This window comes from Leucobacter sp. OH1287, assembly GCF_003859945.1.
GTDB lineage: Bacteria > Actinomycetota > Actinomycetes > Actinomycetales > Microbacteriaceae > Canibacter.
Genome location: NZ_RQYM01000003.1, coordinates 16,300 through 40,982, shown reverse-complemented (window position 1 = coordinate 40,982; position 24,683 = coordinate 16,300). Strand labels below are relative to the sequence as shown.

Annotated in this window: 24 protein-coding genes; 10 read left to right on the top strand and 14 right to left on the bottom strand. The window is 59.3% G+C overall.

Annotation, left to right across the window (positions count from 1 at the left end):
• Positions 1 to 307 precede the first annotated feature (307 nt).
• Positions 308 to 1,216 (bottom strand): type II secretion system F family protein, encoded by a 909-nt coding sequence (locus EII30_RS02405; protein WP_124885743.1) that lies wholly within the window; start codon positions 1,214 to 1,216, stop codon positions 308 to 310.
• Positions 1,216 to 2,280: a CpaF family protein gene (locus EII30_RS02400; RefSeq protein WP_124885742.1), complete on the bottom strand. Its 1,065-nt coding sequence runs from the start codon at positions 2,278 to 2,280 to the stop codon at positions 1,216 to 1,218. Before EII30_RS02400 ends, EII30_RS02405 begins: the two co-directional genes overlap by 1 nt.
• 236 nt (positions 2,281 to 2,516) lie before the next feature.
• Between EII30_RS02400 and EII30_RS02395 the strand changes: the two genes are divergently transcribed.
• The 5 genes from EII30_RS02395 to EII30_RS02375 all read left to right on the top strand — a co-directional run bounded on the left by EII30_RS02395 (position 2,517) and on the right by EII30_RS02375 (position 6,187).
• The gene (locus EII30_RS02395) at positions 2,517 to 3,419 is read left to right on the top strand and encodes an ABC transporter ATP-binding protein (RefSeq protein WP_233569247.1); all 903 of its coding nucleotides are present in this window, start codon (positions 2,517 to 2,519) and stop codon (positions 3,417 to 3,419) included.
• A 116-nt stretch (positions 3,420 to 3,535) separates the two neighbouring features.
• Entirely contained in the window at positions 3,536 to 4,339 is an 804-nt protein-coding gene (locus EII30_RS02390; RefSeq protein ID WP_124885740.1) for an ABC transporter permease, read from the top strand.
• Between the two features lie 32 nt (positions 4,340 to 4,371).
• A complete protein-coding gene (locus tag EII30_RS02385; protein WP_124885739.1) occupies positions 4,372 to 5,166 on the top strand; it encodes a sensor histidine kinase in 795 nt (264 codons plus the stop codon).
• Positions 5,163 to 5,483, top strand: coding sequence for a hypothetical protein (locus EII30_RS02380; protein WP_148090560.1), 321 nt, complete (start codon positions 5,163 to 5,165; stop codon positions 5,481 to 5,483). The genes EII30_RS02385 and EII30_RS02380 overlap by 4 nt, the downstream gene beginning before the upstream one ends.
• Positions 5,480 to 6,187, top strand: a complete 708-nt coding sequence (locus tag EII30_RS02375) for a response regulator transcription factor (RefSeq protein WP_124885737.1) — start codon at positions 5,480 to 5,482, stop codon at positions 6,185 to 6,187. The genes EII30_RS02380 and EII30_RS02375 overlap by 4 nt, the downstream gene beginning before the upstream one ends.
• A gap of 10 nt (positions 6,188 to 6,197) precedes the next feature.
• On the opposite strand, the gene EII30_RS02370 is transcribed toward EII30_RS02375, so the two are convergent.
• The gene (locus EII30_RS02370) at positions 6,198 to 6,668 is read right to left on the bottom strand and encodes a RidA family protein (protein WP_124885736.1); all 471 of its coding nucleotides are present in this window, start codon (positions 6,666 to 6,668) and stop codon (positions 6,198 to 6,200) included.
• Entirely contained in the window at positions 6,669 to 6,914 is a 246-nt protein-coding gene (locus tag EII30_RS09155; protein WP_370266879.1) for a hypothetical protein, read from the bottom strand.
• Between the two features lie 96 nt (positions 6,915 to 7,010).
• Here EII30_RS09155 and EII30_RS02360 point away from each other — a divergent pair, with 96 nt between their 5' ends.
• Entirely contained in the window at positions 7,011 to 9,521 is a 2,511-nt protein-coding gene (locus EII30_RS02360) for a transglycosylase domain-containing protein (protein WP_233569246.1), read from the top strand.
• Positions 9,518 to 10,444, top strand: coding sequence for a metallophosphoesterase (locus EII30_RS02355; protein ID WP_124885735.1), 927 nt, complete (start codon positions 9,518 to 9,520; stop codon positions 10,442 to 10,444). The genes EII30_RS02360 and EII30_RS02355 overlap by 4 nt, the downstream gene beginning before the upstream one ends.
• A 75-nt stretch (positions 10,445 to 10,519) precedes the next feature.
• Here EII30_RS02355 and EII30_RS02350 read toward each other — a convergent pair whose 3' ends face one another.
• From EII30_RS02350 to EII30_RS08955, 4 genes are all read right to left on the bottom strand, one after another.
• Positions 10,520 to 11,566 carry an aspartate-semialdehyde dehydrogenase gene (locus tag EII30_RS02350; protein WP_124885734.1) on the bottom strand — a complete coding sequence of 349 codons (1,047 nt, stop codon included), beginning with the start codon at positions 11,564 to 11,566 and terminating at the stop codon, positions 10,520 to 10,522.
• Between the two features lie 109 nt (positions 11,567 to 11,675).
• Positions 11,676 to 12,953, bottom strand: a complete 1,278-nt coding sequence (locus EII30_RS02345) for an aspartate kinase (protein ID WP_124885733.1) — start codon at positions 12,951 to 12,953, stop codon at positions 11,676 to 11,678.
• A gap of 95 nt (positions 12,954 to 13,048) precedes the next feature.
• Positions 13,049 to 13,645, bottom strand: a complete 597-nt coding sequence (gene recR / locus EII30_RS02340; RefSeq protein WP_124885732.1) for a recombination mediator RecR — start codon at positions 13,643 to 13,645, stop codon at positions 13,049 to 13,051.
• A gap of 138 nt (positions 13,646 to 13,783) precedes the next feature.
• Positions 13,784 to 16,606 carry a DNA polymerase III subunit gamma and tau gene (locus tag EII30_RS08955; RefSeq protein ID WP_199731548.1) on the bottom strand — a complete coding sequence of 941 codons (2,823 nt, stop codon included), beginning with the start codon at positions 16,604 to 16,606 and terminating at the stop codon, positions 13,784 to 13,786.
• Positions 16,607 to 16,731: 125 nt separating this feature from the next.
• Between EII30_RS08955 and pta the strand changes: the two genes are divergently transcribed.
• From pta to EII30_RS02320, 3 genes are read left to right on the top strand one after another with little or no spacing between them, the layout of a single operon-like run.
• Positions 16,732 to 18,867: a phosphate acetyltransferase gene (gene pta / locus EII30_RS02330; protein WP_124885731.1), complete on the top strand. Its 2,136-nt coding sequence runs from the start codon at positions 16,732 to 16,734 to the stop codon at positions 18,865 to 18,867.
• 5 nt (positions 18,868 to 18,872) lie between these two features.
• A complete protein-coding gene (locus EII30_RS02325) occupies positions 18,873 to 20,066 on the top strand; it encodes an acetate/propionate family kinase (RefSeq protein ID WP_124885730.1) in 1,194 nt (397 codons plus the stop codon).
• A gap of 44 nt (positions 20,067 to 20,110) precedes the next feature.
• The gene (locus EII30_RS02320; protein WP_124885729.1) at positions 20,111 to 21,034 is read left to right on the top strand and encodes a DUF808 domain-containing protein; all 924 of its coding nucleotides are present in this window, start codon (positions 20,111 to 20,113) and stop codon (positions 21,032 to 21,034) included.
• 177 nt (positions 21,035 to 21,211) lie between these two features.
• Here EII30_RS02320 and EII30_RS02315 read toward each other — a convergent pair whose 3' ends face one another.
• The 6 genes from EII30_RS02315 to rplJ all read right to left on the bottom strand — a co-directional run bounded on the left by EII30_RS02315 (position 21,212) and on the right by rplJ (position 24,603).
• A complete protein-coding gene (locus EII30_RS02315) occupies positions 21,212 to 21,694 on the bottom strand; it encodes a hypothetical protein (RefSeq protein WP_124885728.1) in 483 nt (160 codons plus the stop codon).
• Positions 21,695 to 21,798: 104 nt separating this feature from the next.
• Entirely contained in the window at positions 21,799 to 22,176 is a 378-nt protein-coding gene (locus tag EII30_RS02310; RefSeq protein WP_199731547.1) for a hypothetical protein, read from the bottom strand.
• On the bottom strand, positions 22,177 to 22,668 hold the full coding sequence (locus EII30_RS02305; RefSeq protein ID WP_124885727.1) for a hypothetical protein: 492 nt from the start codon (positions 22,666 to 22,668) through the stop codon (positions 22,177 to 22,179).
• Between the two features lie 276 nt (positions 22,669 to 22,944).
• On the bottom strand, positions 22,945 to 23,337 hold the full coding sequence (mscL, locus tag EII30_RS02300) for a large conductance mechanosensitive channel protein MscL (protein WP_124885726.1): 393 nt from the start codon (positions 23,335 to 23,337) through the stop codon (positions 22,945 to 22,947).
• 253 nt (positions 23,338 to 23,590) lie between these two features.
• Positions 23,591 to 23,980, bottom strand: coding sequence for a 50S ribosomal protein L7/L12 (gene rplL / locus EII30_RS02295; protein WP_124885725.1), 390 nt, complete (start codon positions 23,978 to 23,980; stop codon positions 23,591 to 23,593).
• 107 nt (positions 23,981 to 24,087) lie between these two features.
• Positions 24,088 to 24,603, bottom strand: a complete 516-nt coding sequence (gene rplJ / locus EII30_RS02290) for a 50S ribosomal protein L10 (protein ID WP_124885724.1) — start codon at positions 24,601 to 24,603, stop codon at positions 24,088 to 24,090.
• Positions 24,604 to 24,683: the final 80 nt, after the last annotated feature.

Here is a 24,683-nt window from a genome sequence, read left to right as displayed (position 1 = left end):
GTGTTTTTCCTCGGGGTTTGGGCCAGCACGGAGGTGTTTTAACCGGTCCTGTTTTTGCTGGTGCACCTGCATGGTTGTGACGGTGAGCAGCCACAGCGCGACCGTGTAAAGCGCAGTGTTTGCTTTCGTCAGCGGGGAAACAATCCCCGTTTTCGGTTTCTTAGATATAACTGTTTGAGTCATTGTCCTTAATTTCCTTTCTGGTTTCCTGTTTCATGTTGTTTGGCTTTTGAGGCTTACGGCAAAGATTGTGGGATTCGCGGCTGGGATTTGGGTTTCTAAGCTTTGGCTTTCGGGTTTCCCGGGGTTAAAACATCTCGCCGATAATCGACATCAGCACCGGCACAACACCGAGCAGCATAAACGCCGGTAGTACGCAGCAGCTCATCGGCAGGAGCACTTTCACGCCCAGCTTTTCTGCCTGTTTCGCTAGTTTCGCCTGCACCTCCTGGCGCTGCGAGTGCGCTGTCTCCAAGAGCATTTGACTGACTGGGGTGCCGACCAGCACCGCCGTGTTCAACGCTTTAGTAACCTCCCCCTCGCGAGTGAACTGTTTCAAATCACACCAGGCAGTTTCAGTTTTATCGAGGCTATCAACCACGAGTCTCACCGCTTCACTTATCGGTTTCCCACCGCCCAGGGCAATAATCAACAGTTCACACTCGATTCCGGCGATAATTTCTGCCTGTTCAACCCGTTTAATCAGCACCCGGATCCACAGCGCCCCAATCGTCAACAGTGTTAAACCCGCTGCGGCGAGTAGCACCCCGAAGCCGGTTGTTAAAACCCTCACCGGGTCAAACCCCATCAGGTAGCCGATCCCGATCGCAAAGATGGGCAGTGAGCAGATGATTGTTGTGCTGATTTTTGGCCCGGCTAAAAGCACGCCGCGTTTTTGTCGTATCGTCTCCAACTCTTGCAGTGCTCCGGCCAGTCGCTCGCAGGCGAGAGCTAGCGGTGCGCCGCTGGTTTTCGCGACTGTGAGCACGGCCGCGTAAAGCCTCCAAACCGGGTGCTGAAGTGCTGTGAGTGCGTCCTCAACCGAGGTATTGGTTTTTGCCGCAGCCATCTCTAACCGCTGGGCAACCCGGTGCCCCTCACCCGCGAGCGTGCTCCAAATCTTGGCGCTCGGCAAACCTCCCCGCAAAAGCAGCGACTGTCTCTGCAACAGGGTTTTCGCCTGCTGATACTCGGTTGGTTTTTTGCGCGTAAACACTATTTCACCGCGATTCCGAGTCGCTGATCCGCCTGCAGAGTGGGTGTGCCAAGCGCCTCAACCCGGTGCCTGCCGTGCTCCGCTTGCAGGTGGACGACGAGATCCACAGCGCTAATAACCTGTTTAGCGAGCGCTGTCGGCTCCATACCGGCGCTGGCTCCGAGCGCCTCAAGTCTTGCCGGCACGTCTCTGATTGAGCTCGCGTGCAGTGTTCCCGCACCGCCATCGTGGCCGGTGTTGAGGGCGTTTAACAGCGTTACGATTTCGGCGCCGCGACACTCACCCAGCACAATCCGGTTGGGTCGCATCCGCAGTGCCTGAATCAGCAGCTCCTGCACAGAGACCGCGCCGGCGGCCTCACTGTTGGCGGTTCTCGCTTCAAGCGAGACGGTGTGCTCGTGCGTCAGCCTAATCTCCGCCAAATCCTCAATCGTAATAATCCGGTCAGCGGGATCCGCCATGTCGAGCAGCGCGGCAAGCAGCGTTGTTTTGCCGCTGCCGGTGCCGCCGGTGATCAGAATATTCTTGCGCAGGCTAACCGCGGCAGTCAATATTTTCGCGGTCTTATGGTCACACAAACCGGCCTCCACCAGCTCACCAAAACTCGGATGGTGTACACGCGGCAGTCTGATCGAGATCGTCGCCCCGCTAACGCTGACGGGCCCTAAAACCGCGTGCACTCGAATACCGTCCCCGAGTTTCACATCCTGGCAGGGATGCAGTTCGTCAAGCTGCCTACCACCGCAGGCAATCAGCTTCACCGCCAAAGCAGCAACGCCCGCCCTGTCTAAGCCGTGGTTTTTTACCTGCTGGTTGCCGGATCCGCTATCAGCCCAAACCCGCACCCCGGAAGCGCCCGCGTGAATAAACAGGTCCCGCATCTCTGGCCTGTCAAGCAGCGCAGTCAGACCGCCGAGGGCGAGCTGCGCGGCAAGGGGTAGCTTGCTGCTGCGCAGTTCACCGCCCTGGTGCGGCAGCGCGGCTCGCGGCACGGGATCACGCGGGGCAGGATCGCCCGGCATACGACCGTGCGGCGTCAGGATTTGGGTTGTCTGATATTTCATGCCCCAATTTCAGCAGGCGGTCAGCGTGATTTAGACGCTGGGCGACTAACTGTGGATAACTCTCGCCGTTTTGCGGTTTTCCACAACCCGGCAACAGCGGTTACGGCAGCAGCGCAGCAACCCACGGATCCACCACCAAACCGCCCGTAGGCAGCAACAACCCCTGACAAATGTCACAGCGGATTCAGGTGTTTCGGCAGATCCATTTTGGCCCACCCGCCTGCGAGGATTGGAGTGTGAACAGAAAAACAGCGATCCAACTGCAAAACGCCGCAAAGCACTTCCGTGTTGGCGGTGACACGATTAAGGCCGTTAACGATCTTAGTTTTGAGATCAAACAGGGTGAGATTGTTGCGCTGCTCGGGCCGAACGGTTCCGGCAAAACAACCACTCTCGACATGGTTTTAGGTTTCACAACCCCAACCGCGGGGAGCGTCACAACGCTCGGTGTTAAACCGCAGCAGGCAGCTCGCGCCGGTCGCGTTAGCGCGGTGCTGCAGAGCGGATCCCTGCTGCCAGATTTAACCGTCGGCGAGACCGTGCGGATGATCGGCGCGCTCTACAGCGGCGGGCTCGACCCCAAAACTGCCCTGGAGCGGGCGGGAATTAGCCATCTCGCGAAACGCAAAGTGTCCAGGTGCTCGGGCGGTGAGGTGCAGCGGCTGCGTTTTGCGCTGGCACTTTTACCCGATCCGGAGGTGCTTATCCTTGACGAACCAACCGCCGGCATGGATGTTAACGCCCGGCAGGAGTTCTGGAAAACAATGCGGGAGGAGGCTCGCGCGGGCCGCACGGTTGTTTTCGCAACCCACTATCTGCACGAGGCTGAGGAGTTTGCGCAGCGGATTATCCTGATCGCTGCCGGGCAGCTGATCGCAGACGACACGGTCGCGAATATCCGCAGTTTCGCAGGCCTGAAAACTGTTTCGGTGCGGTGGGCGGATCCGGATCCGCTGCTGCTTGCAAAATTGCCCGCCGTGAAATCACACACCGCAACAGAGAAGAAGCTCGTGTTTAAGAGCGATAACGCTGACGCGCTCGTCAGGTTCCTGCTAACCGAAACACCCGCGACCGATGTTGAGGTGCACACCGCCTCGCTCGATGAGGCGTTTACGAACCTCACAACCAAGACGCCGTAAACAAGGCTTTAGGCCCTAAGCCGCTAAGCCTCCAAGCCCGCACCCATCACTCCCTTCCCACTCACAAACTTCCCACTCACACCCTAAACGTTCAAAGCCAAGCGAAAAGAAGCATCATGACAACCGTTCAGATCAAAAAAACACCCGGGCCGCTGCGGATCCTGAAGTACACAAAATACGACCTGGTGCGCAACCTCAGAATGTTCGCAACCCTGTTTTTTATTGTGGTGCTGCCGCTGTTTATGTACTTCATCTTCTCGATGGTCTACGACTTCGGCTCCCAGAAAACCTTCAACGGTGCCGGCACTGTCGGCGCGGTAATTATGGTTGCGATGGCGCTCTACGGCAGCCTCACCGCGGTTATTAGCCTCGCGGGCAGCGCCGCCGTTGAACTCAGTCAGGGCTGGGGCAGACAGCTGGCGCTCACCCCAATGTCAAAAGCCGGTTACATCGTCTCTAAAATCTTGGTTGCAACGGTAATTTCACTGCTGCCAGTGCTTGCGATCTACGTCACAGGCTACTTCCGCGACGCCGAAATGGCACCTCAGCTGTGGATCCTAACAGCGCTGATGGTTATCGGCTCGGGCGTTATCTTCGCGCTCTACGGCCTGATGTACGGTCTGCTGTTCCGCAGCGAGTCCGCGGTTTCGGCGGCATCCGGCAGTCTCGTCGTTTTGATGTTCCTCGGCAACGCCTTCACACCGCTCAGCGGATTCCTCATGGACTTTTCGGTTTACACCCCGATTTGGGGAGTCAACCAGCTGGTGAAGTGGCCGCTAACCGAGGGCTACTACTCCGTAAACGGGGAATTCGCCGGCCAGTACGAGCTCTGGCAGCCACTGCTCAACATTGCGGTCTGGACACTCGTGTTCATAATCGGCTGCATGATCGGTGTGAAACGACACACCGCCCGAAAATAGGCTCGTTTGCTGGATTGCTCTAGGGTGAACATATGATCGCACGGGGTTTCACCAGGGCAGACCTGCCACAAGCCCTCTATGCCTCGATCTGGACCGTCTTCCTGACAATCCCAGTCGGCATGGTGTGGTTATCCCCGCCGGAGGTGCACACTGGGTGGCGGATCCTCGCCTACCTCGCAATCGTCTGCCTCGCGCTCGTGTTTGTCTGGTGCTCCACCTGGTTCGCAACCGCGCCGGATCCAACCCTGATCCCGCGCAAACAACTGCTTGCGTTGGTTTTGCTGCAGGTGCTACTGATCCTCCTAACGATTCCAGCAATCGGAGTGGGCGCAAGCAGCATGGTCCTCTACCCGGTTGCTTCGATCATCTTCGCAAGCCCATTCAAATATTCAATCTGGTGGATCCTGCTCACCGCCGCCGGGGTTATGGCAATCACCGTGCCAGCTCTCGGGGACAGGTGGTTCTACTACGGAACCGGCCCGCTAATCGGTCTGCTGTTTATCTTCGTGATGCGCTTCGTGGAACACTTTGAAGCCAAACAGCGGGAGATTATTGCGCGCGAGAAAGCCAACCAGGAACGGGAAGCTATCTCCCGCGATATTCACGACATTCTCGGGCACACACTCACCGTGCTGTCACTGAAGGCGCAGCTTGCGAAACGCAGTGTGCAAAGCGACCCGGAACGGACCGCGGCCGAGCTCGACAGCATTCTCGTTCTCACCAATCGCGCAATCACAGAGGTGCGCGATGCCGTTACCAATCTGCGGCTGCCGACGCTGGAGAGACAGCTATCAGACAGTGAAACCGCGCTCAAGCACGCCGGGTGACCGTGAGCAGGAAGGGTTCCTGGGACAGTTGGAACGGGCAACAGCGGGCGTTTACGGTGTGGCTGCTGCGGGAGGCGACGACGAATGTGATCCGCCACGCAAACGCGAGCGCCTGCGTGATCAGGTTTAGCGAGAGTGGCTGCAGCTTCAGCGACAACGGCAGTGGCGGCGGATCCGGGCCCGGCGATGGCAGCGGGTTTAACAGCGGGGGTGGTTTCGGGCTGAGGGGACTGAAAGCACGCGCCGCAGATGCCGGCTACCGTCTCACAATCACCTCCGACGAAACCGGCACAACCCTCAGGGTGGAGTTTAGATGACAGCGAATAAAAACCCAGAAACGACCGGCCAGGCAGTGTCTAATCGGCAGACCGAGGAGACAGAACCAGCGGACGCAGCCGCCTGCGAGCGGCGGGCCGGGCAGCTTTCGGCGCTGCTCGCCGACGATCAGACGCTCGTCCGCGAAGCCCTCGCCGCGCTGCTTGAGATGGAACCAGACATAACCGTTGTTGCACAGGCAAAAAACGGGGAGGAGGCACTCAGGCTCTGCCAAACCACCAACCCGGATATTGCGCTGCTCGACATCGAGATGCCGCACCTGAACGGCATCGCCGTTGCTGCAGCGCTGCGGGCGAGCGGATCCACCACCCCGATTATTATTGTCACAACCTTCGGGCGCCCCGGGTATCTGGAGAAGGCGCTCGCGGCCGGGGTTAACGGGTTTGTTGTCAAGGACTCCCCCGCCTCCGAACTGGCGGAGGCGATTCGCCGGGTTGTTCGCGGTGAAACTGTGATTGACCCGGAACTTGCGATCAGCTCACTAACCCACCGCTCCCCGCTGACCGAACGGGAGCGTGAGGTGCTGGCTGCGGCAGCTGACGGCGCCTCTGTGCGTCAGATTGCGCAGCGTGTGCACCTCTCGCAGGGAACGGTGAGAAACCACCTGTCGTCGATTATTCACAAACTCGGGGTGAAGAATCGCAGCGAGGCGGTCTATGAGGCGCGCGAGTCCGGCTGGCTGTAGCCGCTAAAGGCTAGGCAACCTCGAACACGAACTCGGCCTCAACCGGTGCGTTCAGCGGCAGCACCGCAACGCCAACAGCAGAGCGAACGTGGATTCCCGCGTCACCGAAAATCTTGCCCAGCAGCACAGAGGCGCCGTTTGCGACGCTCGCCTGCGCGGTGAACTCAGGATCGGAGGCGACGAACACGGTCACCTTCGCAACCCGCACAATGCGGTCAAGATCACCCAAAACACCGCGTGCTGCCGCGAGCGCGTTGAGTGCGCAGATGCCCGCGTACTCGGCTGCCTTGTCTGGATCCACCAGCCCCTCGCCCTCACCAACCTTGCCGGTCTCAGGCAGCTCACCCTTCACAACCGGCAGCTGACCGCTTGTGTAAACAAAGTTGTCGATTTTGGTTGCCGGAACATACGCTGCGACGGGTGCCGCAATCTCTGGGATCTCGTAACCGAGTTCGCTGATTCGCTCTGCAATAACTGACATTTATGCCTTCCTTCTCTTTAGATAAGCTACATTACCGCCTGCCGGGCCCTCGATGATCTGCACGAGCTCCCAACCCTTGTTGCCCCAGTTGTTTAGAATCTGTGCCTCACTGTGCAGCAGCAACGGGGTTACAAAATATTCCCACTTCGGGGTTTCGATGCCCTCTGAGGGGCTATTTTCCTGCTCCAAACCGAAACTTCCTTTCACGAAATCGGCGAAAACCATCAAAATTTTCAGGTACTTCACCTAAGCTTACATTTTATGAGCGGAAAATCACCGAACTCACTTGGTTCAAATTTGCGAAACTTTAAGCCTCGCACTCCGGGAGGAGCTGCGGGTGCTTTGCTGGGCGCAGCAGCGTTGAGCGTTGTGGCCGGTGTGCTGGTAACCGCTGCGATCACCCCCGCTGTTGCGGTTGCGGGTGCCACAGCGTCCTCTGCAATCTCAATCTTTGAGAACCTCCCCAGCCACATTAACCCCGGTCAGCTGGCACAGCCTTCTCACCTTTACGCGAAAAATGCGGCCGGTGAGGAGATCCAGATTGCAAGCTTCTGGTCACAGAATCGCCAGATGGTTGCCTACGATCAGATCTCTGACCACGCTAAGAACGCAGCTGTTTCTGAGGAGGATCCACGCTTCTGGTCGCACGGCGGCATCGACGTGATCGCTGCCTCCCGCGCGGTTCTGCAGAACGTTACCGGATCCGGTTTCTCCGGTGCTTCAACGATCACCATGCAGTATGTGCGCAACGTGCTGATTCAGGAAGCTGAGATGATTCCTGACGAGAAAGAGCGTAAAGCCGCATACAAGGAGGCAACCAGCACCAAGCTGGAACGTAAGCTGAAAGAGATGCGGCTCGCGCTGCAGGTTGAGAAGAGCCACTCGAAAGAGGATATTCTGCTCGGCTACCTCAACATCGCAAACTTTGGCGGCCAGGTTTACGGCATCGAGTCTGCCGCACACGCCTACTACAGCACAACCGCCGCTGAGCTGACCATTCCGCAGGCTGCAAGCCTGATCGCGATTGTTAACAACCCGGGTGCGCTGCGGCTTGACATCGCAGAGAACCACGAGGCTAACAAACAGCGTCGCGACAAGATCATTGACTCGATGCTGCGCGAGGGTAAGATCACGCAGCAGGAGCACGATGAGGCGATTGCCACACCGATTGAGGTGCAGCTGACTGTCGCACCAAACGGCTGTGAGGCTGCAGAGGCTAGCGGCTACGGCAACTTCTGTGACTATGTGGCGCGCTACATCCAGAACGATCCAAAGTTCGGCAAGAACGCCGAGGAGCGCTGGTTTAAGTTCCAGACCGGTGGCTACAAGATTATGACAACCCTCAACACCGACCTGCAGGCGCGCGCGGTTGAGGTTATACGACAGAACGCCCCGGCTCACATTGACGGCATCGACTACGGCGCCGCCGCGGTGTCTGTTGAAAACAGCACCGGTCACGTGAAGGCGATGACCCAGAACCGCTACTTCAGCAACGACGCCGACCTGCTGACGAACCCCGAATACACGAGTATTAACTTCAACACCGACTACGAGTACGGTGGCTCGCTCGGCTTCCAGTATGGTTCGACGATGAAGGCGTTCACGCTCGCGGAGTGGATCCGCAGCGGGCACTCGGTTAACGACCGCGTTAACATCAGTGCTCGCCCGGTTAACTTCAACACCATCACCGGTAGCTGTCTGCCAGATAAGGTTTACGGCTACGGCACCTGGACGTTCCAAAACCACGCCCGCTACAACGGCCAAAACACCGTGCTTTACGCGATGGACCAGTCCGTTAACGGTGGTTTCGTGTCGATGACACAGCAGATGGATCTCTGTAAGATCTACTCCCTCGCAGAAGACATGGGTATGCACCGAGCCTCCGATCAGACCGATGAGGGCGCATCAAACTTCGGCACCCGCAAACTAAACGTTGTGCCGTCGGGTGTTTACAACGGTAACGACGAGATCGCGCCGATCACAATCGCCGCCGCCTACACCGGTTTTGCTGAGAGCGGCAAGGTTTGCTCACCGGTGCCGATTGAGTGGATCCAGGACGCTAAGGGCGAGAACATCGAGTTCACCGGATCCAGCTGCAAACAGGCAATCCCGGAGAACGTGGCGAACACGGTTGGTTACGCGCTTGAGCACTACATCACCAACGGTCTCGCCCGTGCTGGCCGCTCAAACGACGGCATCCCGCGCATGGGTAAGACCGGAACAACCGACAACGCGAAAGACGCCTGGATGGTTGGCGGCAGCTCCGAGATCACAACCGCTGTTTGGCAGGGCAACGTTGTTGGTAAACAGAACCTGCTCACCTGGGGTCTGCACGACCGCTCGCTGAGCATGTGGACGCAAATCCAGAACACCGCCGATGGCATATATGGCGGATCCAAGTTCCCAGAGGCTGACCTGCGCGCTGTGCAGCGGCAACAGACCGTGCCGGACACAACCGGTAAAACGGTTGCGGAGGCGAAAGCGATCCTGGAGGCTGCCGGCTTCACAACAACCGAGGGTGAGGCTGAGGATTCAACCATCGCCAAGGGCAGTGTTGTCCGCACCGATCCGCTCGGCGGCAACTCGGCACCTGCCGGTTCTGTGATCACGATTATTCCGAGCACCGGTAACCCTCCTGAGGGTGAAAAAGACACGGTTCCGAGCGGTATTACCGGGGTGACGGCAAGTCAAGCGGCTGCTGTGCTGCGAGATGCCGGCTATAGCCAGGTGTTTATGCAGTGTGAGGGCAGCGGCACCCCGGCCGCGGGTATGACGGTTGTTAGCAGCTCCCCTGCCTCCGGTGAGGAAGCGCTAACGAGCGAACAGATCACGCTGATAGTTAGGTGCTCATGAGGTCTAGTGCTGCAAAACTAGCTGCGGCGGGCGCAACCGCTGCAGCCGGTGCTGCCGTTTGGGGCATCGGCGTTGAACGCTACCTGTTCACGCTGCGGCAGCACACCGCCGCGGTGCTGAAACCGGGTGCGCAGCCGATCCGCCTGCTGCACATTTCAGACCTGCACCTGGCGCCGTGGCAGTGGCGCAAGATTGAGTGGGTGTGCAGCCTCGCTGACAGCACCCCTGACGCGATTGTTTTCACCGGAGACCTGTTGGGTCACCGGGAAGCGATTGGCGCGCTGAAAGAGGCGCTGGAGCCGCTCGCGGCCAGCGGTGCGCAGCTGTTCTTCGTGCACGGCTCAAACGACTACTACGGCCCGCTGTTTAAGAGCCCGCTGCGCTACCTGCGCGCACCCTCCCGGCTGGCAACCAGGGTTCCCGACATTGATAACGCGCAGCTCACCAGAATGCTCACCGGGCTTGGCGCAATCGACCTGAACAACACCGCCGCGGTGACCTCACTGCGTGGCTCAAACATCGTGTGGGCGGGGGTTAATGATCCGCACATTAAATACGATGATTTTGATGCGCTCGCACAGTCGATCAGTGACCAGGTGATTCCCGATGACGCGGTTGTTTTCGGGGTTGTGCACGCGCCGTACCAGTACGCGCTGAACCGGATGCTGGATCTGGGTGCGGAGTTGATCCTCGCCGGGCACACGCACGGTGGCCAGGTGCGAGTTCCGGGTGTGGGCGCGCTCACCTCGAACTGTGACCTGCCGCACGCGCAGGCTCGCGGTTTCGATGTCTGGTTTAATGCGCACCGCGCCGCCTACCTGAACGTCAGCGCCGGAGTCGGCACCTCAATCTACGCACCGGTTCGCTTTGCGTGCCGTCCCGAGGCGACCCTGCTAACACTCACCGCCGGCGGCGCAGGCTAGTTAGCAGCCCGCTAAACTAAAACCGACCAGGCAGCGCTGCTCCCCGGCCGGTTTTTTACGATCAGCTGCTAACCGCTAGTTCTTTGCCTGCGCAATCAGCTCCGCGAGCTGCACGGTGTTGAGCGCTGCGCCCTTGCGGAGGTTGTCGTTTGCGATAAACAGCACGAGACCGCGGTTGTCTGGCAGGCTACGATCCTGGCGGATCCGCCCAACCAGGCTCGGGTTGCGTCCTGCGGCGTCGCGCGGGGTTGGTACGTCAGCAAGCTCAACGCCAGGGGCGGAGCTAAGCAGCGCGGTTGCTTCCTCCGGGGTGATCTGGTTCTCAAACTCAGCGTGCACAACAAGCGAGTGACCGGTGAAAACCGGAACACGAACGCAGGTGCCAGCAACCAGCAGCTCTGGGATGCCGAGGATTTTGCGGCTTTCGTTACGCAGCTTCTGTTCCTCGTCAGTTTCTGCGAGACCGTCAGCCACGATCGCGCCCGCGAGCGGCACCACGTTAGCGGCAATTGGCTTCACATAAACGTGCGGTGCTGGTTCGGTGATCGCGTTGCCGTTGTGGACGAGCTCACCCGGTTCACCGGCAACGATCGCCTGCATTTGACCGCCGAGTTCCGCAACACCCGCGAGACCGGATCCCGAAACCGCCTGATAGGTAGCAACCCGCAAACGGCTGAGCCCTGCCTTGTCGTGCAGTGGCTTAAGCACCGGCATTGCCGCCATGGTTGTACAGTTTGGGTTTGCAACAATCCCCTTCTTCGCGTCTGCGAGCGCCTCCGGGTTGACCTCGCTAACCACGAGCGGCACGTCCGGATCCAACCGCCATGCGCTTGAGTTGTCGATGACGATTGCACCCGCTGCCGCAAACTTTGGTGCGTACTCTCTGGAGACGGCACCGCCCGCAGAGAACAGCGCAATGTCGATGCCGCTGAAGTCAGCGGTTGCAACGTCCTCAACGGTAACGGTTTCACCCTTAAAGGTCAGCTCTGCGCCTGCCGACCTGGCGCTTGAGAAGAAGCGGATCTTGGCAATCTCAATTGTGCTCTCCGCCAACAGTTGACGCATAACAGCGCCAACCTGACCGGTTGCGCCGACGACCGCGAGTGTTAGTTGTGAGCTCATTGGTTTGCCCTTTTCCTGTCTGTTTTTCTGTGCGTTTCAGCGACCGGCTGGGCCGGTTAACCGCCAAGGGGTCGTTAGCGAACCCCGGTTTTAAGTGATTTATATAAGTCTAGCGCCCGGTGCCAGCGTACACCACCGCTTCAGTGTCGGCATCGAGGCCGAAAGCGGTGTGCAGCGCCTGTAGTGCCTTGTCGAGCACATCTGCGCGGGTGACCACCGAGATCCTGATCTCGGAGGTGGAGATCATGTCAATGTTGATTCCCGCCTCATACAGCGCCCTAAACAGTTTCGCGGAAACGCCCGCGTTGGTGCGCATTCCCGCACCAACAACCGCGATCTTCGCGATCTGATCGTCATACTGTAGTGAGCTGTATTCGATCACGTCGCCGTGGTTTTTTAGCAGCTCAATCACGCGGCGGCCGTCTGCAACCGGCACGGTGAAACTAATATCGGTGCTGGCTGTGTCTGCGCGTGACACGTTCTGCACAATCATGTCAACGTTAACGTCAGCCCTGCCGACAATATCGAAAATGGCCGCTGCCCGGCCTGGAGCATCAGGAACACCAACAACAGTAATCTTTGCCTCGTTCTTTTCGGAGGCGATGCCGTTGATGATTGATTCTTCCATGTTTACTCCTTCTGGGATTCCGTTAGCCGGGTCGTAGACGATTGTGCCGGTTTGGTCTGAGAATGATGATCGAACGTGCAGGGTGACACCGTGCCGCCTCGCGAACTCGACAGCGCGCAGGTGCAGCACCTTCGCACCCGATGCCGCCAGTTCGAGCATCTCCTCGCTGGTGATCGCGTCGAGTTTGCGGGCAAGCGGCACCTGGCGCGGATCCGCCGTGAAAATACCGTCAACATCGGTGTAGATTTCACACACGTCGGCGTCGAGCGACGCCGCCAGCGCAACGGCGGTGGTATCGGATCCACCCCGCCCGAGCGTTGTCACCTCGGCGGTTTCTTTGCTGAAGCCCTGGAACCCGGCGACGATCGCAACCGCGCCCGCGGCTACCGCTTCTTTCACACGGCGGGGGCTAACCTCGACGATGCGAGCAGCGCCGTGGGTCGCGTTTGTCACAACACCAGCCTGACTGCCGGTGAACGACTGCGCGTCAACGCCGAGGCCTTTAATCGCCATCGCGAGCAGGGCCATCGAGATCCGCTCGCCCGCGGTCATCAACATGTCGAGCTCACGCGGTGCCTCAATCGGGGTGACGGCGGCCGCTAAATCCAGCAGCTCATCGGTTGTATCGCCCATCGCGCTAACCGCAACAACAACGTCATTGCCTGCTTTACGGGTCTCAACGATGCGCTTTGCGACGCGCTTAATACTCTCGGCGTCTGCCACCGATGATCCACCGTATTTTTGCACGATCAAGGCCATGCGCATTCCCTTTCTGCGATTAACGCTGCGGCGCGGATAAAATTTCCGAAGCTAACAGCTAATTTTAGCGGTTCTAAGCTTGTTGTTCACCGTATTTACGGTATTTTCCGGCGTCCCTCGAACGCCCGCCCGAGCGTCACCTCGTCCGCGTACTCGAGATCGCCGCCGACCGGCAGCCCCGACGCGAGCCTGGAGACCGGGATTGCTATGGCGGTGAGCATCCGTGTCAGATACGCGGCGGTTGCTTCGCCCTCGGTGTTCGGATCCGTCGCAATAATCACCTCACTGACGGTGTTGCTGCCAACCCGCTGCATCAGCTGCGCAATGCTCAAATCGTCCGGCCCGATGCCGTCGATCGGGCTGATTGCTCCGCCGAGCACGTGATAAAGCCCGCGATACTGCCTGGTGCGCTCAATCGCAACAATGTCTTTCGGCTCCTCAACAACGCAAATCAGGCTTTGATCGCGGCGCGGATCCGTGCAAATAGTGCACCGGGTTTGTTCTGAAACATTGCCGCAGCTCTCACAAAACTTCACACGCTCTCGCACCGTCGCAAGCAGCTGACTGAGCCGTGCCGGATCGTAGTGCTGGGTTTGCAGCACGAAGAAGGTGATGCGCTGCGCCGACTTCGCCCCGATCCCCGGAAGCTTGCCGAACTCGTCGATTAGTTCTTGCACTATGCCGTCGTACATGTTTGTGCTTCCCTGTTTTGTTTAGTCGCTGTCTGGTTTGGTTTGGTTGGTGCTGGTCTGGTTGGTTTTGGTTTGGTTGGTGCTGGGTTGGTTAGTTTTCTCTGCTGGGACTGTTTCGGCGCTGGGTTGTGCGGCGCCTCAGCCAGCTGGTTTTTTCGGGGCGGATCCGCTCAGCTCCGCCGCTTTCTCGCTCTGCCGTTCCTCAACAAAGATCGGGTTTAGGATTTCCCTGATCACAGCCTCGCCGTATCTGCTCGCCTGAAACTCGTCAATCTCGGGCGTTAGCGGGGTTCCCTGCTGTCGTTTCTCTTTTGCCTCGGCGACCGCTGCGCGAACCGAGTTGAGAATACCGCCGTTTCGTCCCTGCCCGGCCGGAGCCGCCTGGGCACCAGGGGTAGCTGCTGCGGTTGGCGGTGTCGCCGGGGTAACCGGAGCCACCGCTGAGGCCGTCGGAGCGGCCGGGGCCGCCGCTGAGGTCGCCGGAACGGCCGTGCCCGCAGGCGTTGCTGGAGCCGCCGTCGCTGGTGAGGCCGCCGAGGCCGCCTGCGCTGCTGATGCCTCTACCGCGCTCTGCATACTCGCGATACCCGCTAGTTTCTGGGCTAGCGGATCCGCCTCGCCCGCCGGTTTTGTCGCCTCGGCAGATGCCTGGTGAGGCTCCTCTGACTCGGAGTCGGCTGTGTCACGCTTTGGCGGGGTTGCCGCTTGCGTTTCCCTGCCGCCACCCTGGTGACCGTTTGGCTGCAGACCAGCTGCGGCAGGACTGTTTTGTGGCCTGCCGGTAGCGTCGAGCTTCACCGGTTTGAAACCGACTGTGACGCCGATTGCGTCCGCGATCTCTGCCCTGACCGGTGCTGCCGCGAAGTTCTTGAAGGCGTTTAGCTGTTCGGCGGAGCTAACCCCGATGTGCAGCTGGTTGTTCCTAAAATCGCAGAGTGTCACGGCCGCGGCCGCAGCTGCTGCGTTCTGGTCTTTGTGCTGCAGCTCGGTAACGATCTCCTGCCAGATTTCTTTCAGCTGCTCAAAGTCCTCTTCATCAATCTCAGGGGCTGGCGCCTCCGCCACGGAACCGCCCACTGCACCAACAGCACCGCCTGCTTGCGGGTTTGGAGCTGGCTGCCCGGCCTGGTTTACTGACTGCGGTGCCTGCTGTGGGGCCTGTGGCGGGGTCTGCGGTGCTGGCTGCTGAGTGGCCTGTTGTGGATCCGGGGTTGCGCCCTGCTGCCCAGGGCTCTGCTGCCCAGCTGCTTGCGGAGCAGGACGCTGCTGCGCCGACTGGTTTAGGAAGTCAGTTGAAGGCGGCGCGGAGCTGATCTTATCCATCGCCTGCTGCAGCTCGCTGCGCAGTTCGGGAGCGCTGCGCTGAACAGGCTCGCCAGGCTGAGCCGGGGGCGCTGGCTGCCCCGCGCTTGGCGCGGCGGCTGATTGTTCCGAACCTGGGGCCGCTGCTGGCTGCTCAGCAGACGGTGCCGGTGGGGTTTGCTGACCTGCGGCACCCTGCTGCAGGAACTGTCTCGCGTTTGCGAGGGTGTCGGCAACGGAAAGGTTTCCCGCAACAGGCACACTCTGCGGCGGCACGCTCGACTGAGGCGCTGCCTGCGGCGTAGGCGCTTGCGGCGTAGGCGCTTGCGGCGTAGGCGCTTGCGGCGCGGCCTGCTGAGTTGCTTGCGGTGCCGGCGCTTGTGACGCCGGGGCTTGCGGCGCAACTGCCCGCTGCCGCGGCTGGGCACCAGCCTGCGAGTTCGCGGGCGCAGCCTGCTGCCGCGCCTCTCTCACCGCGGCGATCCCGGTTTTTACGGCGGTGCCCGCAGAAAGAGCTGGGCTGTCGGATCCACCCACGCCCCCCGCGGCCGCCTGCTGGGTGACGTTAATCGCCCGCGCAAACAGCAGCTCAAGCTGGATGCGTGGCGCGGTTGCGCCGCTGAGCGAGTCGAGGCCGGAACTGACCGTGTCCGCAACCCGCGACAGCACAGCCGACGAAAACTTCACCGCCTGCCGATACATCGCCTCAAGCTGCGCGTCAGAAACCCCGCGGAACACCCCGCTCGCACCGCTCACAGTGGTTGCCCTGATGACGATCAGGTCACGCAAGCGCTGCAGCAGGTCCTCAACGAAGCGCCTCGGATCTTGACCCGTCTGAATCACACTCTCAATCGCGTGGAACATCGCCGCCGCATCGCCCGCCGCGAGCGCGTCAACAACCCCGTCAATCATCTCACTGCTGGTGTAGCCGAGCAGCGCGGTCGCCCGAGCGAGCGTCACGGTTGTGCCCTCTGACCCGGCAATTAACTGGTCGAGAATCGAGAGGGTGTCGCGAGCGGATCCACCACCCGCCCGAATCAGCAGCGGCAGCACGCCAGACTCCACCGTCACACCCTCACTGTCGCACAGCTGCTGCACGTAATCCATCAGCGCGGCTGGTGCGATCAGGCGGAACGGGTAGTGGTGGGTGCGGGAGCGGATCGTGCCGAGCACCTTCTCAGGCTCGGTTGTCGCAAAAATAAACTTTAAATACTCGGGCGGTTCCTCAACGATTTTCAGCAGCGCGTTAAAGCCCTGCGGCGTCACCATGTGGGCCTCGTCGATAATAAAAATCTTGTACCGGTCACGCGCGGGCGCGAAGGTTGCGCGCTCACGCAGGTCGCGGGCGTCATCAACACCGCCGTGGCTTGCAGCGTCGATCTCGACGACGTCGATGGCTCCGCCGCCGTCACGCCCCAGCTCAACACAGCTCGGGCACTGCCCACACGGTGTGTCGGTTGGGCCGTTAACGCAGTTGAGGCAGCGCGCCAGCACTCGCGCCGAGGTGGTTTTACCGCAACCGCGTGGCCCGCTAAACAGGTAGGCGTGCCCGATTTTGCCGTTGCGCAGCGCCGCAGACAGCGGTGCGGTCACGTGATCCTGCCCGATCATCTCGGCGAATGATTCCGGGCGGTATCTGCGGTAGAGTGCGGTTGCCATACTAAACATCGTAGCGTGATGAGATAGTTTTTATTCCGAAACTGCCTGAGCATAGCCTCATTTTTGGCGACGCTTTTCTTGCAACTCACAGCCAAAACAGTGCACCCGCAAATTAAGATTGGAGGGTGACCGCTAGAATCTATCTCACCTCCGCTGAAAGCCGCACCGGAAAGAGCGCCGTCGCGCTCGGAGTGGTTGAAACGCTACTCAAAGACGCCCCAAAGGTGGGGGTTTTTCGGCCCCTGATTCGCTCCCGCGCTGAGCACGACCGGTTACTTGAGATGCTGCTCTACCGCGCCAAAGCGGACATCAACTACGATGACTGTATTGGCGTCACCTATGAGGAGGCACACGCCGATCCTGACCAGGCTGTCACCACGATTGTTGAGCGGTTTAAGGCGCTTGAAAAACAGTGTGACGCGGTTGTGATTGTTGGATCCGACTTCAGCGATGTTGCTTCCCCCACCGAGCTGGCTTTCAACGCTAAAATCGCCGCCAACCTGAACGCCCCGGTGATGTTGATTCTGGGTGGACGAGACAGCACCGATGTTGAGAGCCTCGGCCAGTCAGCTGCCCGCACCCCCGCCGAGATCGCCTCGGTTGCCGATATTGCACGCCAGCAGTTGAAAGAGGAGCACGCGCGGATCCTCGCAACCGTTGTTAACCGCGCCGACCCCGAAGCGACCGAGGAGATTAAAAAAGCGGTTGAGCGGGCTATTCCACGCCACCCGGTGTGGACGATCCCCGAGAACTCGCTGCTGGTCGCCCCCGATGTTGCAACGGTTCTAGAGGCGCTCGGAGGCAGCCTGGTCCGCGGCAATGAGGAGCTGCTGGAGCGTGAGGTGCAGAACCTGATTGTTGCTGGCATGCGCATGGAGAACGTGCTGCCTCGTCTCACCGAGGGCGCGATGGTTGTGATCGCGGCGGATCGCACCGAAACCCTGATCGCCATCACAATGGCGCACGAGGCTGCAACCTTCCCAACCATTTCAGCTATCGTGTTGAACGGGCATTTCGAGCTGGCTCCGCAGATTGAGAAACTGCTTGACGGTATTGATTCGAGCCTGCCGGTGATCCGAGTCAACCTCGGAACCTTCGCGAGCGTGCAGCGGATCATGGGCGCTCGCGGGCTGCTCACCAAGTTCACACAGCGCAAATACGACACGGTTATGGCGATGTTTAACGACAACGTTGACACCGCTGAGCTACGTGAGCACCTGGCGATTGACAGCGGCGATGTCCGCACCCCGGCAATGTTTGCGCACGAGCTGTTCGACAAGGCGAAAGCCGCCAACTCGCACATTGTGCTGCCGGAGGGTGAGGATGATCGGATCCTGCGCGCCGCCAACACGATTCTCGCTCGCGGCATTGCCCGCCTGACAATCCTCGGCGAAGAAACCAGTGTTCGTAAACGCGCCGGTGAGCTCGGCCTCGATATTAGCGCGGCAACGATTATTAACCCGAAAACCTCTGAGCAGCTGGACTCTTTTGCCTCCGAGTATGCGAGACTGCGCGCCCACAAGGGTGTGACGGTTGAGCAGGCGCGTGAGCGCATGGTTGACGTCAGCTACTTCGGCACCATGATGGTGCACCTCGGGCTCGCGGACGGCATGGTGTCCGGTGCGGCGCACACAACCGCGCACACGATCCGCCCAAGCTTCGAGATCATTAAAACCCGCCCGGGCGTTAGCGTTGTCTCCAGCGTGTTCTTTATGGCGCTGTCTGACCGGGTGCTTGTCTATGGTGACTGCGCGGTGAATCCGGATCCAACCGCCGAACAGCTCGCCGATATTGCGATCTCGTCGGCGCTCACAAGCCAGCAGTTCGGGGTTGAGCCCCGGATCGCGATGCTCTCCTACTCAACCGGCGACTCCGGCACCGGAGCCGACGTTGATAAGGTGCGCAAAGCAACCCTGATCGCACAAAAATCGCGCCCTGACCTGCTGATTGAGGGACCTATTCAGTACGATGCGGCGAGCGATCCACAAACCGGAGCGGCGAAACTGCCCGGGTCTGAGGTTGCTGGCCGCGCCACCGTGTTTATTTTCCCTGACCTGAACACCGGCAACAACACCTACAAGGCTGTGCAGCGGGCGGCGGGAGCCATCGCGGTCGGCCCGGTTTTGCAGGGTCTTAACAAACCGGTTAATGACCTGTCGCGCGGTGCGACGGTTGTCGATATTCTAAACACTGTCGCAATCACCGCGGTGCAGGCGGGAATGGCTGATGCGACAACAAACAACCCCGATGAGGACGGTTAACAAAAATGAGCGCAACACTGGTTATTAACAGCGGTTCTTCATCGTTGAAGTATCAGCTGATCAGCAACGCAGACGAGTCTCGCATTGCCAGCGGCATTATTGAGCGGATCGGCCATGAAGACAGTATTTTAACGCACAGTCAGCACGGCAAATCCGTCACCCTGGAGCGTGAAATCACCGACCACACCGCTGCGTTTGAGGCGATGGAGACCGCGTTCAGTGACGCCGGGGAGCCGCTTGCAACCCTCGAGGTGACTGCGATCGGGCACCGGGTTGTGCAGGGCGGTTCAAGGTTTTTTGCGCCGACGCTGATAACCGACCAGGTTGCTGAGGACATTAACGAGCTGTCGGTTCTCGCCCCGCTGCACAATCCTGGCCAGTATCAGGGGATTGTTGCGGCACGTCAGATGTTCCCGCAGCTCCCGCACGTTGCCGTGTTTGACACCGCTTTTCACCAGACAATTCCGGCGGCGGCTCACACTTACGCGATTGACGCGAACCTCGCAAAAGAGTTCCGGGTGCGGCGCTACGGTTTTCACGGCACCTCCCACCAGATTGTTTCAGAGCGTGCGGCACAGTTCCTAAAACGTCCCCTCACCGACCTGAAACAGATTGTCCTGCACCTCGGCAGTGGTGCGTCAGTGTGCGCGGTTGACGGCGGCATCTCCGTCGACACCTCCATGGGGCTGACCCCGCTGCAGGGTCTCATCATGGGAACCCGCTCGGGAGACATTGATCCGTCTGTGCTGTTTCACCTGCACCGCCAGGCGGGGCTGTCCATCGACCAGCTTGACGAGCTGTTAAACAAGCGTTCTGGCCTGCTCGGGCTAACCGGCGACAGTGATGTGCGCGACGTCACCGCCCGCCGCGCAGCGGGTGACCCGGACGCGAAACTCGCCCTCGACGCTTATGCCTACCGGATCCGCCACTATATTGGTGCCTACATGGTCGCTCTCGGTGGCCTTGACGTGATCACGTTCACCGCCGGTGTTGGCGAGAACAGCCACCTGGTGCGCAAGCTTGTTTGCGAGGGGCTGGAACCGTTCGGGATTAAGCTCGACAGTGACCGGAACGAGTCCGGGCAGCGGGGCCGTTACGAGATTAGCGCCGACGACTCAGCTGTTAAGCTTCTTGTTATACCAACCGATGAGGAGCTTGAGATTTCCCGCCAAACCCGGTCACTGATCGCCGCGGCCTAGTTTTTGCGGATAAAACCGCCTATCACACCAAAAGAAAGAAGCGTATGGCATCTGGATTAGCCGCCCTGTTAGACGATATTGCCGTGATTGCGAAGGCCGCTGCGGCGAGCGTGGACGATATCACCGCCGCCGCTGGTAAGGCGACCGCGAAGGCTGCGGGTGTTGTTGTGGACGATGCCGCGGTTGCGCCGCGCTTTGTCGACGGGGTAACCCCCAAGCGAGAACTACCGATCGTGATGAAAATCATGGCTGGCTCGCTCGCCAATAAGCTGCTTTTCATTCTGCCCGCGGCGATTCTGCTCAGCCAGTTTGCGCCGTGGATCCTCACACCCCTGCTGATGCTCGGCGGCCTCTACCTCTGCTACGAGGGCGCAGAAAAACTGTGGGAACTGGTGACCGGCGCTAAACACGAAACCGCCGCTGTTGCGGAGGGTCCCGACGCCGAGAAGAAACTCGTGCGCGGCGCCATTAAAACCGATTTCATCCTCAGCGCGGAGATCATGGTTATCTCGCTGAACGAGGTTGCATCGCAGCCGTTTTGGATCCGCCTCGGCACCCTCATCGTCGTCGCCATTGCCGTCACCCTCGGTGTTTACGGCGTTGTTGCGCTGATCGTGAAAATGGACGACATCGGCCTGCACCTTAGCCGCCGCAAATCCTCCGGCGCTCGCTCACTCGGTGTCGCCCTCGTTAAGGGTATGCCGGTGCTGCTGAACATCATCTCAATCGTCGGTATTTTTGCGATGCTCTGGGTTGGCGGCCACATCCTCATCTCCGGCGCCGACACACTCGGCTGGCACGCCCCGTACGAGCTCGTGCACACACTCAGCCACCTGGTGCATATTGCACCGCTCAGCTGGCTAATCGAGACGCTCTGCTCACTGCTCTTCGGGATTGTTGCGGGCGGCATTATCGTCGCCGTGCACCACGCGATTGTGCGGGCGCGGGGTGGATCCGCTCACCACTAAAAATCGCGGTTGCGGGTGCCGGTGCCGGCCCTTACTTTATCTGTTTTACCCAGGTTTATCAAAGTATTCACACTTTAGCGTTTTTGTTAAAGTTGGGTAAAATAGATAAACCCGCGATCAAAGCCACTATTTAAGAGTTGCCTGCAGCAAGCATAGTCAGCCGAGCAGGGTTAGGGTTCATGCTCTCGCTAACCCCTCCGGGGTAACAAAAATCCCCCGCTTTTTGAACTCCTGCGGTGAATCGTTTAACGCCCTTGCACGCTCGAACTCCAGCACAAGCGGGAACCACCCAACCACGGTGCGTTTCCGATCCGCCGCCCAAGCAGGCACCTGCCAACCGTCCTGGTTTGCGAACCACTCAGCCAGCGCCGCGAGAGCTGTGTCGATGGCGGGGTATCCCGTTGGTTTCGGTTCCTCAGTAAACACCCGCTGAGCAAGCTCGGACCCGCCCCGCTGTTTTGCCAACCGGTAGGTGTCGATCGTTTGCAGCACGATGAAACGCCATGCCAGGCTCAGAGCGTCTTTATCGCCGGCGAGCTCGGTAATCACCTCCGCGTTGCTTACCGCGGTGTGCACGAGCCTGTTGCTTTTCACGCAGCCGCTATCGTCGGCCATCGCCGATTCAAAAATGTCAGAGATAACTTCAGCTGTTGAAAGCATAAAACCCAACTTAAAAAGTGTAGGTTACCTATTCTACAACTCAGGCGGAGATGTTTAGCGGGTGCGTGACCAGCGTTCGAGGCGTATCTACCACACTCAGAAGGCTAGCGATTCAGCTCAACCTCGTCCGCTGGTAGAGGGATCACGGTCAGATCCGCCGCCGGGGATTCAGTGGTCACCTTGATTTTGTTGTACATCGCCTCCATAGTGCATTCATCCCCTGCTTCAGGCAAAACGCCCTCAACCAGTGCTACCCACAGAGTATCGCCGTCCTCTTCTACCACGGATCGTAAGCCATAGCACCTGGGCGAGCCAGTGACAACGGTGAAAGTCAGCTCGTGTGTCCCGGTGACCTCGTAGCTCGACCAGTGGCTTATCCCCTCATGGCGCATTGCGGATCCGCTGCTAACACACCCGCACAGCATCGCACACGCGCCGACCACGGCCGCCAACCGCTTTGCTGCTTTACCCCTACTGCTCATCTAAGCCTGCCGATACTCGAACACCCAGCTGATCAGGTTCGTTGGCCCTTCCTCGGGGGCGACGGTGGGGTTGCGCCAGTATTCTGCGAAGATTGCGACGACGGCGGATCCACCCCAAGCGCTGCTGTCCAGCTCAAGCTCGAAACCCTCGCCCGTCTGCCGCAGCAGCCCCTCGTTCAGACAGTCGTAGACGTGGGCGGGTGTGGGCGAGCTAGCCGGGTCTAGTTCCGCGATACCGCCGGGGAAGACCGTGGCCTGCATGCTGAGAGGCGGCGCATCGGCCTGGATCCGCGCGCTAAACGAGTCAGCGGTGGCGGTCACAACGGTTTCGGGCGCAGCCGTGCCCCGGTCGACGGTTTCGCTCGCGGTTAGGGAACGCCAGTTCAAGTTGTAGGCGGGCACAGCCGCATCGGCAACCGTTAGCTCGGGGATGGGTTCCTGCCACTCGTCCTGGGCAACAAGCGGCGAGCTTATGTTATTGAGGTCTGACATTTCTTGACATCCTGTTTGATAGAACCGCCGCAGTAGCGCCCAGTAGGGTAAAGCTCATTTTCATTGTTTCTCCTTTGAAAATAAGTGTTACTGAGAGAATACATAACCTGCTGCCCAGAAAGCAAGCTTGCGGCGTACCCTACCGCTTCTCCAAGATCCGCCCAATGAAAAAGGTTCGGGAGGCCGAGTTTAATTGTCCCGTCCTCCCGAACCTTGTGTGCCGGCACAGCCAGCATTGTCGGTTACGACCGCTGCGGTGATCCGCAGGCAGTCGAGTTATTTCGCCTGAGCCTTCAGCAGGTCGCGGATCTCGGTCAGCAGATCCTCCTGGCTTGGCGCGAGCTCAACTGGCTCAGCCGCACGCTTGCGGTCTGCGCGCTCCTTCATCTTGTTAATCGGCAGCACGAAAACGAAGTAAACAACCGCTGCAACGATCAGGAAGTTGATTACGGCACCGATTACTGCGCCGAACAGCAGCTTCGCCTCACCGATCTGCACAACGAGTGCGTTGTCGAGCGAGTCAGCCTTGAAGAGTGCGCTGATCAGTGGGTTGAAGATTGAGGCAACAACCTTGTCGACAACCGCGTTGAACGCAGCACCGATGACAACCGCAACAGCGAGTTCGATTACGTTACCCCGCATAATAAAGTCTTTAAAGCCCTTAAGCATAAAGCCTCCCCCTTGTTTCTTGTTTTAGCCCAACCCGCTTAGGGTTGTGTGCTGTGATTGATACCGCGAGATTGTGTTTTAGGTAGCACAATTGATAAACCGCAGACTATATTCTAGTGAATCTTTGTGGGAATTGCCACATTATTTCAGTAATCTAGGCAAAAATAGTGCCAGACCGGTGAAATATACACCGGCCTGGCGACTATTTATTAAGCATCAACGCTAACTGGTTAGCGTCAGCGCTGCAACACAATTAAGCAAGCTTAACGGTTGCGCCTGCTTCCTCGAGCTTAGCCTTAGCAGCCTCAGCGTCCTCTTTCTTAGCACCCTCGAGAACAGCCTTTGGAGCCTCCTCTACGAGAGCCTTTGCCTCACCCAGGCCGAGACCTGGGATGATCTCGCGAACAGCCTTGATAACACCGATCTTCTTGTCGCCAGCGCTCTCAAGCACAACGTCGAACTCGGTCTTCTCCTCAGCTGCAGCAGCGTCGCCACCAGCAGCTGGAGCTGCAGCAGCAACAGCAACTGGAGCAGCTGCTGAAACCTCGAAGGTCTCCTCGAATGCCTTAACGAACTCGCTGAGTTCGATGAGTGTCAGCTCTTTGAACTGCTCAATAAGCTCTTCAGTTGAAAGCTTAGCCATTGTAATCTCCTTGAGTTTTTAACACCGGTCGCGGGCTCGCGGCCGATAAAGTTTTTTGTTTTGTGAAGCTGTTAAGCTGCGGCACCTGTGCGGCACCGCGAACAAAACTAGTTTGCTGCCTCTTGCTTGTCGCGCAGCGCACCAGCGGCACGGGCAACCCCGCTTGGCAGTGCGTTGAACAGCTGTGCTGCGCTGAACAGAGAAGCCTTCATAGCACCAGCTGCCTTAGCAAGCAGTACCTCACGGCTCTCAAGGTCAGCGAGCTTCTGAACCTCAGCTGCGGTAAGTGGCTTGCCGTCGAAGAAGCCTGCCTTTACCACGAGCAGAGGGTTTGCCTTAGCGAAGTCACGCAGACCCTTTGCCACAGCAACCGGATCACCGTGTACGAAAGCGATCGCAGAAGGACCTGCGAGGTGCTCGTCGAAGGCGGTGATGCCTGCGTTGTTTGCAGCAATCTTGGTAAGCGTGTTCTTCGCCACGGCGTACGTCGCGTGCTCACGGATAGAGTTACGCAGCTTGCGCAGCTCTCCCACTGTGAGACCGCGGTACTCGGTCAGCAGAACGGCTGTCGAACCTTCAAACTGTTTTTGAAGGTCGGCTACCGTAGCGTCCTTCGTCGCCATGGCTCTCCCTATGATTGTCTGACCCGATAGCGGTTGCCATCGGGGGCCGCACACCCTCGGCTATCTGCCCCGCTTCAGAG